13 protein-coding genes are annotated in these 17457 nt (G+C 40.1%); 2 read left to right on the forward strand and 11 right to left on the reverse strand.

What is annotated here, in order from left to right:
• Nucleotides 1-66 precede the first annotated feature (66 nt).
• The 6 genes from allB to IGI42_RS17585 form a co-directional block, all read right to left on the reverse strand.
• Nucleotides 67-1431, reverse strand: coding sequence for an allantoinase AllB (allB, locus tag IGI42_RS17560; protein WP_438717273.1), 1365 nt, complete (start codon nucleotides 1429-1431; stop codon nucleotides 67-69).
• Between the two features lie 24 nt (nucleotides 1432-1455).
• The gene (gene allW, locus IGI42_RS17565; RefSeq protein WP_438717274.1) at nucleotides 1456-2937 is read right to left on the reverse strand and encodes an allantoin permease; all 1482 of its coding nucleotides are present in this window, start codon (nucleotides 2935-2937) and stop codon (nucleotides 1456-1458) included.
• Between the two features lie 334 nt (nucleotides 2938-3271).
• Complete coding sequence (locus tag IGI42_RS17570; RefSeq protein ID WP_438718320.1) at nucleotides 3272-4495, reverse strand: pyridoxal-phosphate-dependent aminotransferase family protein; 1224 nt, start codon at nucleotides 4493-4495, stop codon at nucleotides 3272-3274.
• A gap of 158 nt (nucleotides 4496-4653) precedes the next feature.
• Complete coding sequence (locus IGI42_RS17575; protein WP_438717275.1) at nucleotides 4654-4839, reverse strand: DUF4177 domain-containing protein; 186 nt, start codon at nucleotides 4837-4839, stop codon at nucleotides 4654-4656.
• Nucleotides 4840-4890: 51 nt separating this feature from the next.
• The gene (locus tag IGI42_RS17580; protein WP_438717276.1) at nucleotides 4891-5181 is read right to left on the reverse strand and encodes a hypothetical protein; all 291 of its coding nucleotides are present in this window, start codon (nucleotides 5179-5181) and stop codon (nucleotides 4891-4893) included.
• A 178-nt stretch (nucleotides 5182-5359) separates the two neighbouring features.
• Nucleotides 5360-6709 (reverse strand): alpha/beta fold hydrolase, encoded by a 1350-nt coding sequence (locus IGI42_RS17585; RefSeq protein WP_438717277.1) that lies wholly within the window; start codon nucleotides 6707-6709, stop codon nucleotides 5360-5362.
• A gap of 166 nt (nucleotides 6710-6875) precedes the next feature.
• On the opposite strand from IGI42_RS17585, the gene IGI42_RS17590 reads away from it, so the two are divergent.
• Both IGI42_RS17590 and IGI42_RS17595 read left to right on the forward strand, forming a co-directional pair.
• Nucleotides 6876-7481, forward strand: coding sequence for a hypothetical protein (locus IGI42_RS17590; protein ID WP_438717278.1), 606 nt, complete (start codon nucleotides 6876-6878; stop codon nucleotides 7479-7481).
• Nucleotides 7482-7495: 14 nt separating this feature from the next.
• On the forward strand, nucleotides 7496-7975 hold the full coding sequence (locus IGI42_RS17595) for a DUF5067 domain-containing protein (RefSeq protein WP_438717279.1): 480 nt from the start codon (nucleotides 7496-7498) through the stop codon (nucleotides 7973-7975).
• A 169-nt stretch (nucleotides 7976-8144) separates the two neighbouring features.
• Here the strand turns inward: IGI42_RS17595 and IGI42_RS17600 are convergent, their stop codons facing one another.
• From IGI42_RS17600 to IGI42_RS17620, 5 genes are all read right to left on the reverse strand, one after another.
• Nucleotides 8145-8513: a PqqD family protein gene (locus IGI42_RS17600; protein ID WP_438717281.1), complete on the reverse strand. Its 369-nt coding sequence runs from the start codon at nucleotides 8511-8513 to the stop codon at nucleotides 8145-8147.
• Nucleotides 8503-10431: an OPT/YSL family transporter gene (locus tag IGI42_RS17605; RefSeq protein WP_438717282.1), complete on the reverse strand. Its 1929-nt coding sequence runs from the start codon at nucleotides 10429-10431 to the stop codon at nucleotides 8503-8505. The genes IGI42_RS17600 and IGI42_RS17605 overlap by 11 nt, the downstream gene beginning before the upstream one ends.
• Nucleotides 10432-10523: 92 nt before the next feature.
• Nucleotides 10524-11939, reverse strand: coding sequence for a dipeptidase PepV (gene pepV, locus IGI42_RS17610; protein ID WP_438717283.1), 1416 nt, complete (start codon nucleotides 11937-11939; stop codon nucleotides 10524-10526).
• Between the two features lie 616 nt (nucleotides 11940-12555).
• Entirely contained in the window at nucleotides 12556-15180 is a 2625-nt protein-coding gene (gene ppdK / locus IGI42_RS17615) for a pyruvate, phosphate dikinase (RefSeq protein ID WP_438717285.1), read from the reverse strand.
• 170 nt (nucleotides 15181-15350) lie between these two features.
• A complete protein-coding gene (locus tag IGI42_RS17620) occupies nucleotides 15351-17096 on the reverse strand; it encodes a glycoside hydrolase family 13 protein (protein WP_438717287.1) in 1746 nt (581 codons plus the stop codon).
• Nucleotides 17097-17457 lie beyond the last annotated feature (361 nt).

Here is a 17457-nt window from a genome sequence, read left to right on the forward strand (position 1 = left end):
TACTACGTCCTCCCTCTAACAAGAAATAGGATTGTTGGCAGCAATCTGCCAACAATCATTCACAAATTATTTTTTGATGAACTGTCCAGGGAACTCAGCAGTTACCCCTTCATTTTGACTATAGATTGTTTGTCCACGCAAAATTGTTTCAACAACTTGAGCACCGATTTCACGGCCAATGTATGGACTGATTTTGTTGCGGTATTCCAAGTCTTCTGCTTTCAATGTGTAAGGTGCTTCTGGTTTGATTAATACAAAGTCAGCATCTTTACCAACACTGATGCGGCCTTTAGTATCTAAGTCGTAACGATCAGCAGGATTGGTTGCAATAATATCTGCAAATTGTTTCAAGGACATCCCACGTTTTTGTACCCCTTCGTCATACATTACATCTACGTTATTCTGTACGCCGGAAATTCCACCCCAAGCTTCAAAAGCATTCTCTTTATCTTTTAAGTCTGGAGTACAAGGTGAGTGGTCAGAAGTAACAAAAGAAATTTCACCAGCTAGTAGTTTATCCCACATTGCTGCACGATTTTCCAAGTCACGGATTGGTGGTGAACATTTCACAACAGGTCCAATCGAATCTAGTTCATCAGTATGGAAGTATAAATAATGGGTACAAGTCTCACAGGTTACATCCACACCTTCAGCACGAGCTTTGGTTACTTCATCTACACCTTCAGGACAAGCAACGTGACAAATATGAATCCGGCAGCCGGTTTCTTTAGCGAATAAAATGGCGCGACGAATCGGTTCTACTTCGGTGAAGACTGGACGACTTTCAACATACGCCTTCAAAGTAGTTTCGCCATTTTTGTAAGCAAGATCTCCTAATTTATCTGTGATTGCTGCATTTTCTGCATGGATTGCTAAGACCTTGCCCGTTTTAGCAATTTGTTTCATTCCTTCATATAAAGAGTAGTCATCTACATTCATGAAGTCGCCATCGATGGTACGGTCGCCACAAGTTGCCATGAAACATTTGTAAGCAGCTACTCCACCATCATTTAACTCTTGAATGCCGCCTTCCAAGTTTTGCGGAGTTAGTCCCCCAAATGATGCTACATCCGAGCGTAATTTATTTTCACCAGCTTCGTATTTGATTGCTAGACTTTCTTTGTCAGTCGTAGCGGGCACTTGATTTAAAGGCATTTCCATAAATGAGGTAACGCCGCCTTTTGCACAAGAAGCGGTTCCAGTTACGTAGCCTTCCCATTCATCACGGTAGCCCCCACCTGGATCCGTGATATGAACATGGGCATCAACCATCCCTGGGCTTACTACTAAGCCTTCAGCATCAATAACTTTGTCACCAGTTAAATCTGCTCCAATAGCTGAAATTATTCCATCTTTCACGGCAACATCTGTTTGAACTTCTCCACTTTCAAGAATAACTAGCCCATTTTTAATTACTAAATCGTGATTCATACTTTTTTCCATCCTCTCTTTTGTTTAATCAAAAACCTCTTCAGTTTTACTTTCAGAGCCTAATTTCTTCAAACCAAGGTAAATCACAAATGCACATGCAAAGCCAACCAACCAAGACACATTCGATACAGCCTGCATTGCTGGAATGAATTGTCCGCTTAAGGAAACAATTAAAGCAATAATAGTGGCAATATACGCCTGACGATTCAACCCACGATACTCATTCTTAGAATTTTTAATTTCAGGATTGATGTATAGAGCATTTAAATCAATTTTTTGTTTGCTAACAAAGAAATAATGAGCGATCATTACCCCGGCAACCGGTCCTAAAACAGCACCAATCGAATTCAAGAAAATGAAGATACTGTCCGCATTTTCCATCAGCTTCCAAGGCATAATGACAAAACTAATCAGTCCCGCAATCAGAACACCTTTTTTGTAAGTCATCTTTTTAGGGAACAAGGCACACAGCTGATAGGCTGCCGGGATGATATTTCCCGTTGCATTGGTTGATATAGTCGTTAATAAGAAAACAGTCATCGCAACAATAATTGCAGGAAAGCTTTCCCAACGATCAACAATGTTCAATACATTCCACTCTTGAATACCGTAGTGAATCGATCCGCCGATTAAAATAGCTACACTTGAAAAAGCAAAGATGACATAAGCTACTAACAGACTCGCCATTTGACCGACCGTTTGGTCTCTAGTAGATTTCGCATTTTGAGTAAAGTCGGAGACACTAGCTCCAGGAGCCGCCCAGACTGCTAACACCGAGTTAATGATCATGAAGTAGGCGAAGAATGGATTCATACTTTGGGTAGCACCGCTGGTATCAAAGGAAAGAATTGGGCCAATCCCGCCAGCAACACGCAACGCCCATATTGCCATTCCACCAAACACAATGTAAATCAACGGACTTAAAATAGCAGTAAACTTGTTCAACATATCGCCACCACCAATTCCGATCAACACATTCAATGCCCAGAAAAGGGTAAAAGCAATTAATCCAGGAATTCCAATACCGAAAAAGCTTGCATCGCCGCCTAGTTGTAAAAAGCCGGGCCATACTTTGCCGATTAAAACTAGTAACGCTAAGGAACCGGTATAGTTCTGCAATCCGAACCAAGCAATCGCTGCCACGCAACCTCGTAGAAAACCGGGTAACTTAGCACCAAGGTCGCCATAGGTTGAGCGTAAATGAATAGCAAAGGGTATCCCATATTTTGATCCAGCTCGACCATTCATAGTCATAAATAAAGCGACAACTAATGCACTGATCACCAAAGCAAACATGACATTAATCGGGGAAAGTCCTAAAAACAGGAAACCTCCGACTGCTGTATAGTTAGGAATGTTATGCACAGACCCCATCCAGAGAGTAAAATAGTTTTTGACACCCATGTTCCGTTTTTCTGGTGTTTTAGGCAGCATATCGTCGTTGTAACCACGCTCTTTAAATTGAGCAATTTCTTCTTGAGAAACCTGGTAATCTTCGTTCTTCAATATCCCTTCCTCCTAACTTCAGTCCGATTATTCTTTTTCAAGAAAAATGGGCAGGTTGATAAAAAGAGAAGTGAACCTTTCTGTTTCAGCAATAGATAATTTGCGCGCAGATTTTACTAATAGAAAACCGTCATCTTCTATTTAATTACTAATGAAAAGTTTGCCATTCCTTTATCGCCTTTAATTGTAAGCGGTTAATAAGTTTTCTACATTAGTCATTAACACTAAAATGAGTTGAAGGTGTTTGTGCGATTCGAACAAAAGGGTTGCCCAGAAAGGAAAAATAAGAGTTTGATGGCTGGAAAACACCTGATCAAACTCTAGTCAAATTGAATTAATATGTTTCATCCTCGTAATAATTAAACAGCGCAGTCAAAGCTGCGTTAGGGTCCAAATCTTGAACACCTTGATTGACTAAATAAGTTGAAAAAATGGTGACAAAAGTGATGATGTTCATTTTTTGGACTACGTATCCCATTGTGCCGATTCGCCAAATTTTTCCGTGGAGTACACCAAAAGAAGAGGCAATCTCTACACCAAACTCTTTTAGTAATCCGTTGCGGAAATTTTCACCGTCAAGATTTTCCGGAATTTCAACACAAGTAACCATCTTCATTTCATGATTGTTGTCACTATAAATTGTCAACCCCAAAGCTTTTAACGCTATCTTTAAAGCGGTATGGTGATATTCATGGCGTTTTGCCCGCTCTTCTACGCCTTCTTCCAGCGCCAGTCGCAAGCCTTGGTACAAGCCGTACATCATTACAGTCGCTTCAGTATGGTGATTCAAACGACGTTCACTCCAATAATCTTGAAGTTGGGTTAAATCTAAATAATTGCTAGTGATAAACGGATTATCTTCAGCGTCGTCTGCCGTACGAATTCCGCTTTCCACCCGCTTGCGCTTGTTAATTTCTGCAGCAAAACGATCGTTAAAAGTAATCGGTGTAATGCCAGATGGAATCGATAGGCACTTTTGTGCTCCCCCAACTACAGCATCTAATTCCCATTCATCTACTGGAATTACAGTACCTAAATAGGTAGCGACTGCATCAACGACAGAAAAAATGCCTCTTTCTTTACAAGCCTTGCCCAATCTATCCATCGGCTGCATTCTGCCAGTTGAGGTTTCACCATGAACAACCGCTAAGACCTTTGGATTCACCTGATCCAATGCGGCAATTATTTCTTGCTGATCAAACACTTCCCCCATAGGACGTTCAATCGTGTGAACCTCGCCTTGAGCTCGTTCAACTAACTCAACTAGTAAATGACCAAAACGACCAATAATTGGGACTAATACTTTGTCACCTGGCTTAACAATACTAGAAATTACAGCCTCTAAGCCAGCACGGCTAGTGCCATCAATTGGAAAAGCCCACTGATTCTTTGTCAAAAAGGAGGCCCTAATCATCTCCATTGTTCGGTTCATAATGTTAGTAAAACCCGGATCAAACTGCCCTAAAATCGTAGCACTCATTGCTTGTGATACACGAGGATCAATGCTGACAGGTCCAGGAGTCATAATTAAGCGACGTTCAATATTCATTTCTTCCATAAATTCCACTTCTTTCCTTCTATTACTCTCATCATACCGTAAATTTTTATGCAAAACTTTGTTCAAAATAGACAATCAGTTTTGTGAAAAATATTCAAATGGAACAAAAAATATACTCACGGAAAGTTTTATCCGTGAGTACAGGCAATGTGCTATTGTTATTTCTCAAATACTAAGTCAAATTTTCGCGGATAGCCATTAGCATTGATTTCTATTGGGATAGCGGCTATAAAACGATAACCCTTTTCGGCGTATTTAACAATAATTTGTCGATGTTCGACCAATTCTCCACTTACTACTCCTTTATTGGTTGGAGTTACAGTAACAAATTCATAGTTTTTCATGTTCTCATCCTCCTTCTGTAAAAGTCGTTCAGTCTTTTGTTTCTATCCTACTTAAATTAGGTCACTATACTTTTGACGCCGCTTGCGAAGTAAGGCCGGATCGTCAATGATTCGCTGATGACGTGCACAACTGATAAAACTGACAATAATTAAAGCACAGCTTAATCCTGAAATAAAAGCCAAGGCATTTTCAGATATACCTATCCACATAAGTCTTTTGACAATTTGAACTGCTCCTTGCAAAAGCAACCCTAGCCCGCCCAGGCTAATCAGCCTTTTGTTTCTTGCCCACAGATCTGCTAAAAACGTTGCATCACTGACCACCGATAGTCGTTTCTTCATCCATCCACCTCCAAAATGTATAGCTCACTTTACAACATAAATATAGCAAGCTTAACATATTTTGTAAAGCACACTATACATTATTTCTAAATTAAACGTAGAAACTGCTACTTCATTAGTAGAACCCAAAGATTTAACTCACTAAAAAAGCCGACACAACTATGTCAGCTCACTGCTTTTAGAATCCCTTCATTTTAAGCTCAATAATCAACTCTTTATAAAACTCACGAACATCAAAGCCGTCAATGTTCTCCCGGTTTAAATCAATCATATCTGCATGGGAAATCCCCCGTTTCCCCGGCGGATCAATCACTGTCGTTTCATTGAAAAAACTGGCTGAAGCCACCGAAACTAATCCGTCATTTCTTCCATCAAAATGCTTCACGATAGGATAAAACATATTTAAGGGAAATTTTCCGCTGGAGGCTTTCCTGACATAGGAGGTAATACTCTGATAATATACCTCTGGCTGATTCGGCATCTTTTGATTCAACTTCTGACAGGATTCGTCGGTTAAGTCATTTACTGCTGCCAAAAAGTTTGGCTGCTGGTCGCCCAACTTTTGAAAAGCCAAGTTGTACATTTTCTCCACTTGATTAACTAGTTTTTTTGGCGCCTTCTTTAACAAATAATTTGCAAAAATGCATCCCTGATGCGGTGTATTAATCGTCGTCAAAGATGCCACATACTGACTTATTTCACCATTCGCCACAGCGAAACGGCTGTCTAAACCACCTTTGGAGTGAGCGATCAGATTGACCTTCTCACAGCCGGTTTCTTCTACCAGCTGCTTGATTCGCTGGGCCAGCTGTTGGCCGCAGTATTCTACACTTTGAGCCGATTCTTGATTGCCATAATAAATATTCGCCCCTCGCTGCTTCAAAAAATATGGCACTCTGCCCCAGTAATTCAAATAACTGATATCTCGAAAAAAGACACCGTGAACTAAAAGAAGTGGATATTTAGTCCGACACTCCTGTGATTCCACAGCTACGTCAATTAGCAAATCCTTTTGATATTCAAAGGCCAACTCTTTTTCTACTACCTCGATAACCTTTAGCAGCAGAACAATATTAACAACCGGAATCCAACCACACAATGCTGCCACGACTCGTAGCGTTACTCCCAGCTGAACCGAAGATAGAAATACACGGATCATTCCGTTCCAGAAAAGGATGGCCTCCAATAAAACAAACCACACCACACCTGCGACTAAATATGGCCAGAAAACACTATTAAATAGGAAGAAAACTATTAAGAGCACTACTGTCAGCAGACAGCTCATGACAAATATCTTCAAGGACATGCAGCCACTGTATAGTATGGTTAAGTATCTGCGTTCAAATTTTTTCTGAGGAAAATGATGGATAATCACCAACGCTGCCACTAAACTCACTGCAAACAGCAGCATTTTCAACCCCATCCCCGGCAAAAAAGCCAGCCCTAGAATCGGCGCTGCTATACATAAATGATAGAAAAAAGCATAGATCAACGTAAAAATTGAATCCTTCATTAAAAATGCCCGCACCCTAACAGCCCCCTCTCGCAGTTTTTCTTATCAAAAGTATAGCACAGAACCTCCTCCCGCCATTCCCGAAATTTTGTTAGTCATAGTAAAACAGCTCGACCCTATTCCCATGGCCAGGAATTTCCACTATACTCTTATGTAAAGCACTACCAACTGGGAGATTCTTATGATCAAATTCTATTACATTCTCATTGATGCCTTTTTACGTTTAAAACGCAACCGTAGTGTAACCTTTACTAATTTTTCCATTTTCTTTGTGTTTTCCTTCCTATTAAATATTTTTGGTCGATTGTATCTTATTTTTACTAAGATGACAGTTGAAAGCCAGAAAAATCAGGATGTCTTTGATCAAGTAGGTGCCTTGCAGCAATTGATTCATTTCTCAGCTATTCTCCAAGTGCTGAGCTGGCTGGCCATCACAACAACAGGTATTTTGGGTATCTTCTATTATAAGTCAATCTTCACAAAACATTTTCTGACTCAAAAGGAGGAATTTTTGACGATGAAGCTAGTTGGTTCATCAAGCACTTATATCTCACTGACTGTTTTATGGGAGACACTTTATGCCTTAGCAATGGCTTATCTTGTTGAAACAGCTTTGATCCGTTTTTGCTATATGTGGGTTGTTGACCGTTCTTCCGATCTGTTACAAGTATCAATGATTCAACCGATTTATTTCAAAGCTGCGATTGAACTACCAGTTTTAGCAGGAATGCTCGCCCTAGTTATCCTTCTCACCATTTCCCTGCAACGAAAAATTTACCCTTACTGAAAAGGAGTCCGTACATGAAAACGACGATTATCAAATTAATTACTTTGTGCTTCTTGCTCTTTTTGTTTAGCGCTTGTGGCGACGTCTCAAAAATGAAAACCGTCGCAGAAGACACACCGGATGAAAAGCTGCTGGAGTACAACAATACATCAGCAATTGTTTTTCCTAATGCGAGTATCATTTTTAGCGAAACCAGCTTAAGCCAACACACACATTTTGTTGCCCAGCTCCGATGGACTAATGATTCCATTGATGAGATCTCCTTCAACGAATTATTTACCACTTTCCAAGCTACTCAGATTCAAAATTCTGACTACCAAAGTGGTGTGCCTATTTCACGAATAGAAAATACCTTAGCTGATCAAAAGATCAAGCCACAGGAAAGCCAGGAGTTAACGATTCAATTTCAATTGAACAATCAGAAAGATCCAGTTTATTTTACTATGATTACCACCGACGGCATTGAAAAGCATCAAGATTTCTCCCTACAATAGAAAAGGCTTCGCAAACTCGCTCAGCTTCGGCGCATTAAGACTAAAATTCGTCTGCGAATCCGGACTTTGCTAACCTAACGTTCTAATCTCTTCAGTTGCAAAAATCTATCCTTCCTCCAAAAATAAAAAAAGCACAAGCCTAGATTTTATCCTAAGCTTGTGCTTTTCACTATGCAATTCGTTCAATATACTTTTCGTTCTTTTCCAAATGATTCAAATACAACAGCAAGCGGTCATACAGCTGCTGGTTGGCTTCTTCATAGGCTTCGCCTAGTCTCTCGCCGATTTCGCGGACTGTCTTGTGACCATCAATTTGCTGGAAAATGAAACTGCCGTACTCATCTAGCTCCATTTCGGAGGTTTCAGGGATTTTGTACTTGATTTTCCGCAAAGTCCGTTGAATCCAAGCATTGTTTTCTTTAATGACAAAGACGATGCCATCGCGGACTTCATAACGCAGCTCAGGTTTCATTTGGTAGACACGTTCTAGTAATTGTTCTGTTTCAGCATTTACAGTGGCTGAATTTTTATTTATCATTTGCTTTCACATTCTTTACTTTTAACAAAGGAACGACGATTGCAACGACTAAGATTACTAGTAACAACCAAGCGGCTGCGTTGCTGCCTAAGAATCCAGTTGGCGCGCCTGGTGTAAGAATTCCTGATACCTGCAGGATGATTCCGATTAAACCAATGATTGATCCACCAGCAATCAAGCCTGAAGACAAGCTGACACCAAGAGTAATTCGTTCTTCAGCGACTTCTTCAGTTTCTTTCTTGTTCATGTATTCAATGAATACGCGAATCAAGGCACCCACAAGGATGATTGAAGTGGTTGAAATTGGTAAGTAGAACCCGATCGCAAAGGTCATAATAGATACGCCCATTAATTGTAGAACGATCCCGATGACGATACCAGAGATAATCATGTGCCATGGCAGGCTGCCTGAAGTAATACCGGCAGTCAAGGTAGCCATCAAGTTTGCTTGTGGTAACCCAAATGGTGGGTTTGCACCAGTAATTTGTAGTTGAGGTGTTAAGATAACCATCATACCAGTTACGATAACAACCCCGACAATATTAGCAATTACGAAGTAGCGACGACCTTCATTGAAGTTCCCGCCCATGACAAAGGTAACTTTTTGTGATTGTGAGTACCCGCCACCAACTGAGATTGCCAATACGATAAAGGTACCGAACAATAGTAGCTGTTGCGTATTTTCAGCTGAAGTCCAGCCCATCATTACAAATACTAAGGTCAAAATAACCATTGAAGCAATTGTCATACCTGATACAGGTAAGTTAGATGTACCGATTGTACCAGTCAAACGACCAGCAACAATAACGAACAATAGACTCAAGATAATTGACAAGCCACCGCCGATTAGAGCCATTGCTATGTTTCCTGTAATCACAAATCCCATAACCAATGCTACAACAGCACCAATAATTAATGGCAACATTCCTCCGCCGCCGTCTGATTCAGCGCCTTCAGTTTTGCGGCCTTTCATGGTTGCTGAAATAGATGAAATGATCGTTGGAATCAATTTGATTGCCCCGATTAATCCACCAGAAATCATCATACCAGCACCAATATAACGTACATATGAGCCAGAGATCATTGAGAAGTCTGCAGTATTCACTAATTGTGCTGCATTATCCCAGATACTCGCATCGTTGCCGGCCATACTCATGAAGTAGCCCAACAATGGTGCAATTGCGAAGTTTGCCAAGATTGATCCAGCAAACATCAATAATGAAACATCCATGCCGACGATGAATCCAATTCCCGCCAACAATGGGTTTACTTCGGTTTCAAATTTCCATTTGTAGAAGCTTTCGTTTACGTAACTGATGACATTGTTCATTACACCTAATACAGAACCAGTTAAGACAGTAATAATACCGCCTATACCAAAGCCGATTCCCATGTATTTCAAAGACTCGCCACCAGTATCTGATGCGACTAATGTTTCAGAAATCGCCATCGCTTCTGGGTAAACCAATTTACCGTGCTCGTCAACTAACATGTAATCTTGCACTAAAGTAAATACGCCGACACCTAATAGTACTGCGCCAACACCTAATGCTACGCCTTCGAAGAAATTAATTTTCCCACCGACTAAGATTACGGCCGGCAACACGAAGATCATCCCGCTGGCTACTGATTCCCCACCAGAAGACATCAATTGCAGCAAGTTTTTCCCTAAAATTGTTTTTGGTTTAACAAATAGCGAAACCAAACCTGAACCTATAATTGCTCCTGGAATCCCTGCGGCAACAGTCAGCCCCGCTTTCATCCCTGAATATGCAGTTGAGGCTGCGAATACCGCTGCTAAGATAATTCCTAGCGTTAGGATAATTCCTGAGCCTGATTTTTTCGGCTTGCCCTCTACGTATGGTACGTAGTCTCTCCCGGACACGCCGCCAAATGCGTCTTTCGACAGTTTTTTCATTTATCCGAAATTCCTTTCCTACCTTTTCCCTTAAGGTACACAGTAATTAAGGAGCCCTATTTATTTAACAGGACTCCTAAAAGCCTGTCATTTTATTTCGCTAAGCGATAGATTGCATCAGCGTAGATTGCAGTTGCTTTCAGCAAGCTGTCTACTGGCATGAATTCGTTTGGTTGGTGCATCACGTTTTCTTCGCCTGGGAACATTGCGCCGTAAGCGACACCGCGTTCTAATATACGACCATAAGTACCGCCACCGATTGATTGTTCTTCTCCTTTGTCACCGGTATGTTCTTCATACACGTCCAACAAGGTTTTAACCAATGGATCGTCACCAGGTACGTAATGAGGCGTCTTAATGTCGCCAATAATTTCGATTGAAACGTCAGCGTCTTTTAGTACTTCTTTCATGTTGTCCAAGATATCGTCTTTGGTAATGCCTTCTGGGTGACGAATGTTTAAAGTAACTTTCTTCACACCGTCTTGGCTGTAATCAAACAAGTTTGCTGATGAAGTAGTTTCACCCATTACATCATGTTTGGTGTAAGCATTTAATTTCTTACCATTGTAATCTAGGTGCATAAATTCAGAAACCACTTTTACGAAGTGTGCGCCTGAAGCATCTAAGTTATGGTCAACCAAGAAAGTAGCTAGGTAAGTTGCCGCATTGATCCCGAATTTAGGTTCTTGGGCATGGGCCCCTTTACCAATAGTAGTCAAAGTAATTTGACCGTTTTCTTCTTTGAATTCACCATCTACTTCTTTTTCCGCAACAAAGCTTTCAAATGCAGCCTTCAAGTCAGCAGCTTTTACTTCGTTATTAACTTTAAGGATAGCTGTTGCGTCTCCAGGTACCATGTTTGTACGCATACCTGATTTGAAGCTTTCCAAAGTGAATGCACCATCTTCGCCCTCTTGATCTTCAAACGTAACTTCATAAGATAAGATTCCTTTTTCGCCGTTGATGATTGGGAAGTTCGCATCTGGTGAGAAGCCAACTTTTGGCATTTCTTCCACTTCCATGTAACGGTGGATACCTACCCATTCACTCTCTTCATCAGTACCGAAGATAAAACGAATTTTTTTAGATAATGGTAATTCCAAATCCTTGATGATCTTCATGGCATAGTAAGCAGCCATTGAAGGTCCTTTATCGTCAGCTGAACCGCGAGCGTATAATTTGCCGTCTTTGATGACTGGTTCAAATGGATCAGTGTCCCAATTATCATCAACTGGTACTACATCTACGTGACCTAGCAGACCAAACATTTCTTCACCATCACCGTAATCAATGTGTCCAGCAACATTTTCAATATTTTTAGTTTCAAACCCATCACGTTCAGCAATTTCCAAAACTTTACGTAATGCAGCTGCAGGCCCTGGTCCTAAAGGTTCTTCTTTAGTTCCATGTTCTACGTCACGAACACTATCGATGCGAATCAAGTCTCCAAGGTCCTTCAATAAGTCATCTTTGCGCGCTTCGACTTCTTTTTGCCAATCAATTGTCATAGTATATCTCCCTGCTCTCTTATTTTATTTAACGGAAAATTCCGTCACTACGAGTTAGAAAGTTCTTGCCATAACATAGAATATTCTCTCGCCGGACTGTTAGGCTGACTTCCTCTTACTAATAATCATACCCCAATTTTTTTTAAAAGAGTAATGATACGAACTAGAAATGAGAAGTCTGCCCGCTATCATGAGAAAAACACTCGTTATTCTAACAATTTCAATTTTGCAGTTTGTTTCACCCCCCCTAATCGGATATTATATCCTAAATAACACTGTGAGTCATTCTGTCCTCCATAGCCTTCTAACAAAAATTCAACAATTGAAAGATTAAATCTTTTAATTCAATAAATAATGTTTGTTATCAACCCAGCACTGAAAAAGACTGAATTACCAGCAATAATTATTGAAATACAGACAAAGTATAACGAATTTTGAATACGTTTACAAATAATAAATCCTTCATTTTCGTTCTTTTATTTTAACCAAAAGCTAACTATATAAAATTTAGGTGTGATATCAATGTGAAAACAAAAAAATATCCCTTAATCTGGATGATTCCAGATTAAGGGATACGCAAACGAGAAAGTAATTTTTTGGAACCTCTCTTTGCTTGTTATTGTTTGATCAAGCCCTTCACACCATGCTGTGCTAGTGTCATTTTCGCTTGCGGAATTCTAAACGGTGAACATGAGATGTAATTAATCGGCAGTTCATTTAAAAAAGCGATTGATTTCGGATGAGCAGCCGCTTCACCGCAAATCCCAATCTTTAAGTTTGGTTTTACTTGCCGACCTTTTTCAATTGCAATCTTCATCATGGCACCAACACCATCTTCATCTAATACTTGGAATGGATCGTCTTCCATAATTCCTGCTTCTAAATATTGAGAAACAATCCGTGGCGAGTCATCGCGAGAAAGTCCCAATACCATTTGAGTTAAATCATTCGTACCAAAACTGAAGAAGTCTGCATGCTTTGCAATTTCATCTGCTACTAAGCAAGCTCGTGGAATTTCAATCATGGTACCGATTTGATAGTCCATCGCTTGATCATACTGCTTCATGGATTCTTGAATTGCTGATTCAATAGATTCTCGAACTCGGGCGAATTCATTGGCATCGATGGTAAATGGAATCATGATTTCCGGCTGAATGATATAACCATTTTCCGTCATTACTTCGTAAGCAGCTTCAATAATGGCTTCACCTTGCATTTGATAAATTTCGGGATACGCAATTCCTAAACGTAGACCACGGAACCCTAGCATTGGATTAGTCTCTGATAAATTCTCAGATTTCCGTTTTACTTCATTGAAAGTTTTTCCTAAGTCTTTGGCTACTTCGCGATATTCGTCACTATTTTTCGGTAAAAACTCGTGTAATGGCGGGTCTAACAAACGAATTGTTGTTGCCTTGCCATTTGCTGCTTCATACATAAATTTGAAATCTTCTTTTTGTACTTGTTTTAAATCCTTCAAAACTTCAATGCGCTCTTCTAAAGAGTCTGCTAAAATTAGACGTCTGAACTGCAACAGACGAGATTTCTCGAAAAACATATGCTCTGTTCGAGCCAAACCGATTCCTGTTGCACCTAAAGCCATTGCAGTTTGGATGTCTTTAGGTGTCTCGGCATTCGCTCGAACTTGGAACTTGGCATGGCGATCCCAAATCACATGAAGATCATCCAATGCCACAGTGTTACTTAACTCTTCTAACGGGATTTCACCGAAGTAAACATTTCCTAAATTACCATCCACAGATAAAATAGTTCCTTCTTGGATTATTTCTTTTCCCACAACACCTTTGTCATCTTCCATCGTTAATGCTTCACAACCAACTACCGAGCAAATGCCCATCCCACGTGCAACTACTGCTGCATGAGAAGTCATTCCACCACGTGCGGTAATGACTGCTTCACTGACTGCAATTCCTTCAATATCTTCTGGTGAAGTCTCTTCACGAATTAAAATAACTTTCTCCCCGCGAGCCTTTGCTTGGGTAGCAGTTTCAGCAGAAAAGTAAGCAGCACCTACAGCAGCACCTGGACTAGCCGCTAAGCCTGATAAAAAGGGTTCTTTATTTTTCAAAATTTCTTCATCAAAGCTCGGATGTAATGATGCTTCTAAGTCCTTAGCTTCCAACCGTTCTACCAATTCCGTTTCAGTAATAATTCCTTCATTAAACATATCCAACAAGATAGCTATTGTTGCTTTTGAGGTTCTTTTTCCGTTGCGAGTTTGTAAAATAAACAGCTTTTCTCGCTCAATAGTGAATTCTACGTCCTGCATGTCTTTATAATGTTTTTCTAAGTTTTCACAAATTGTTTTTAACTGCTGATATTGCTCTGGCAGATCATTAGCTAATGTTTGGATTGGTTTAGGTGTTCGTACACCCGCTACCACATCTTCGCCTTGGGCATTAATCAAATACTCACCGAAAAGACCCGTTTCTCCAGTGGAAGGATTACGTGAGAAGACCACTCCTGTTCCCGAAGTCTCGCCAAAATTTCCGAAGACCATTTCCTGAATATTCACAGCCGTTCCTAGATCGTCGCTGATGTCATGCAGCCGTCGATAAGTCTTAGCTCGTTGATTGTTCCAGCTGCCAAAGACTGCCTCAATCGCTAAATATAGCTGTTCGATTGGATCTTGGGGAAATTCTCGTTGAAGGTTTTGACGATAGATCTCCTTGTATTCGTTTACAATTTGCTTCCAGTGTTCAGCGGTTAGCTCATTGTCAAAATTCAATTGATGCAATTTTTTTAAATCGGTAATTCGTGATTCAAATTTCTGATTATCAATTCCCATAACCACATCGCCGAACATTTGTAGTAAGCGACGGTAGCAGTCATAAGCGAAGCGTTCATTTTGACTGTTTTTTGCCAAAGTTTCGACTGTTTGGTCGTTTAGCCCTAAATTTAGAACAGTATCCATCATACCTGGCATAGAGAATTTCGAACCACTGCGGACTGATACCAATAATGGGTTCTTGGTATCACCAAAAGATTTTTTCGTTTTTTCCGATAATTGATCCACTGCATTTATAATCTGTTCTCTCATTTCATCTGTTAAAACATTTCCTTGGTTCAAATAACAAAGACATGCATCAGTGGTCACCGTAAACCCAGTTGGAACTGGTAAACCTAATTTGGTCATTTCAGCTAGGTTTGCACCTTTACCTCCAAGCAATCCTTTTTGTTCTTTTGATCCTTCTGAAAATAAATAAACCCATTGAGTCATGTGAATCTCCTTCTAATCGTTTATTTGGTATGCATATAGTTTAATACGATACATATATAATGTCAATAAGAGTATTAATAAAAGATATAAATGCATATTAAACGTTTAATATTTTTAAGCACAAAGAAACCGTTGCTCAGCCTTCAAACTGAACAACGGTCATCAAAGGATTAAACTAATTCTACTATAAAACCGTGTGGTTCCAAGATATAGTCTTTTTCTTCAGCAGCGTTCTGAATAAACAGTGGTACACCTTTTTTCTTAATAGGTTGAGCAACACCGGATTCATTGAAGCTACAGCGAAGCGTTTTGCCCAAATAGCTCCGTTGGAAAGTAATCACCCGATCTTTTTTGGAAAGCCAACGTAATTGTCCAAAACTTAAGACATCCGCATAGTTTTTCCGAAAACGGATCAGCTGTTGGAAGAATGCCAGTAACTCTTGATCTTGGTCTTCCCATGGCATACAGCGGCGACAATCTGGGTCCATTCCGCCTGCTAAGCCTATTTCAGTACCATAATAAATACAAGGGGTTCCTTTTTGCAGAAACATGAAGGCAAAGGCGCTTTTCAACACGGCCTTATTCCCATCACAAAGTGTCAGCATCCGAGGCGTATCATGAGAGTCCAGCAGATTGAAGTTCACTTCATTGGTTTGATCGCGATAAAGGACCTGCTGATGGTTCATCCCATCTAGCATATTAGTAGCAGTCACTTCCGAATCTAGAAAAAAGGCTTTGATACTGTCAGTAAAAGCATAATTCATTACTGCATGAAATTCGTCTCCCTGTAGCCAGGCTTGAGAGGAATGCCAAATTTCACCTAAAATGTAAAGATCAGCTTTTTCAGCTAACACTCGATCATGGAATTTTTTCCAAAAGTGGTGGTCAACCTCGTTAGCTACGTCCAATCGCCACCCGTCGATATCAAACTCCTTAATCCAATAGGAAGCGATCGATAATAAATATTCCTGCACTTCTGGATTGGCCGTATTTAACTTCGGCATGTTTGGTACAAAACTGAAGGTATCATAATTAATGTTCTCGCCGAACTCTGAATTAGGAACCGGATCATAATGTACCGGAAAAGAATGAATATGAAACCACTGAGCATATTGTGACTGACTTCCTTTTTGGATAACATCCTGCCACTGGTCAGAGCTGGCACCCAGATGATTAAATACCGCATCCAGCATCACTCGGATACCTTTCTCATGCGCCTTGTTCACCAATTCTTTAAACAACGCCTTATCTCCAAAATGAGGATCGATCTCAAGATAATCGACTGTATCATACTTGTGATTCGAAGGAGAAGTAAAAATGGGGCAAAGATACAGACCATTAATTCCTAGTTCCACCAAATAATCTAGTTTATCAATAATTCCTTGCAGATCGCCTCCGAAGAAATCTTCGCGGTCCGGTTTTTTACTCCCCCAAGGCAATGTACCGTCTGGATCGTTGGATGTGTCACCGTTGCTAAAACGTTCAGGAAAAATCTGATACCACACCGTTTCGTGAACCCACTCTGGCGCTTTAAAACGGTCAATCTCATGGAAATAAGGCATACGAAAATAAGAACTATCTTGTTGCATAAATTCCTCTTCATAAGGAAAAATCCCCTGATCGCAATAAAAATACGCATTCCCATCAAAATCTTCTACATAAAAAGCATAAGATAAACGATTAAATTCACTAGATACCTCGATTTCCCAATAATCGTGATGAGCTGTAGATAGCCCTTTGCCCATGTTTTCTCGGTTCAAATACCATTTTTCATTAAACAGATAATGATCTCCACTAATTAAAGCTGCGGACTTTACATCTTCTTTAGCCGTTTGCAGACGAATCCGCATTGTGTCTTTTGAGTATAAATAAGCGTACTCACTTTCTGGTCGATGATAAATTGCTGCTATATTCACTCTGGCACCTCCTTATTTGTTTTATTCTATCAAAATTCAGTTGCTTAAAGCGATAAAAAACTCTGAAAATTATGAACTTTCTTCGCCAATTCGTTTAAATTATGCTACTATAAAATTAGAGATAGTTTTCCTATCTCGAGCCTCGCTGATAATCTCACGAGGATCACTCCTGGGCGTAGTTGTTAGGGGAAGCAACTACGTCTACTTTTTAACGAAAGTTCTTTCCTCCAATCTAATCAAACCTATCAAATAAAAGAAACGAGGGATCTTGCCGTTGAAAAACTAAGTGAATGTTGAAAGTTGCGAACTGAACCTTTTTTAGGATTAAACCAAGGGATCAGTGGGCAGATTTTCAGGATTG

It is taken from the genome of Enterococcus sp. AZ109 (genome assembly GCF_051714625.1).
Taxonomy (GTDB): Bacteria; Bacillota; Bacilli; order Lactobacillales; family Enterococcaceae; genus Enterococcus_A.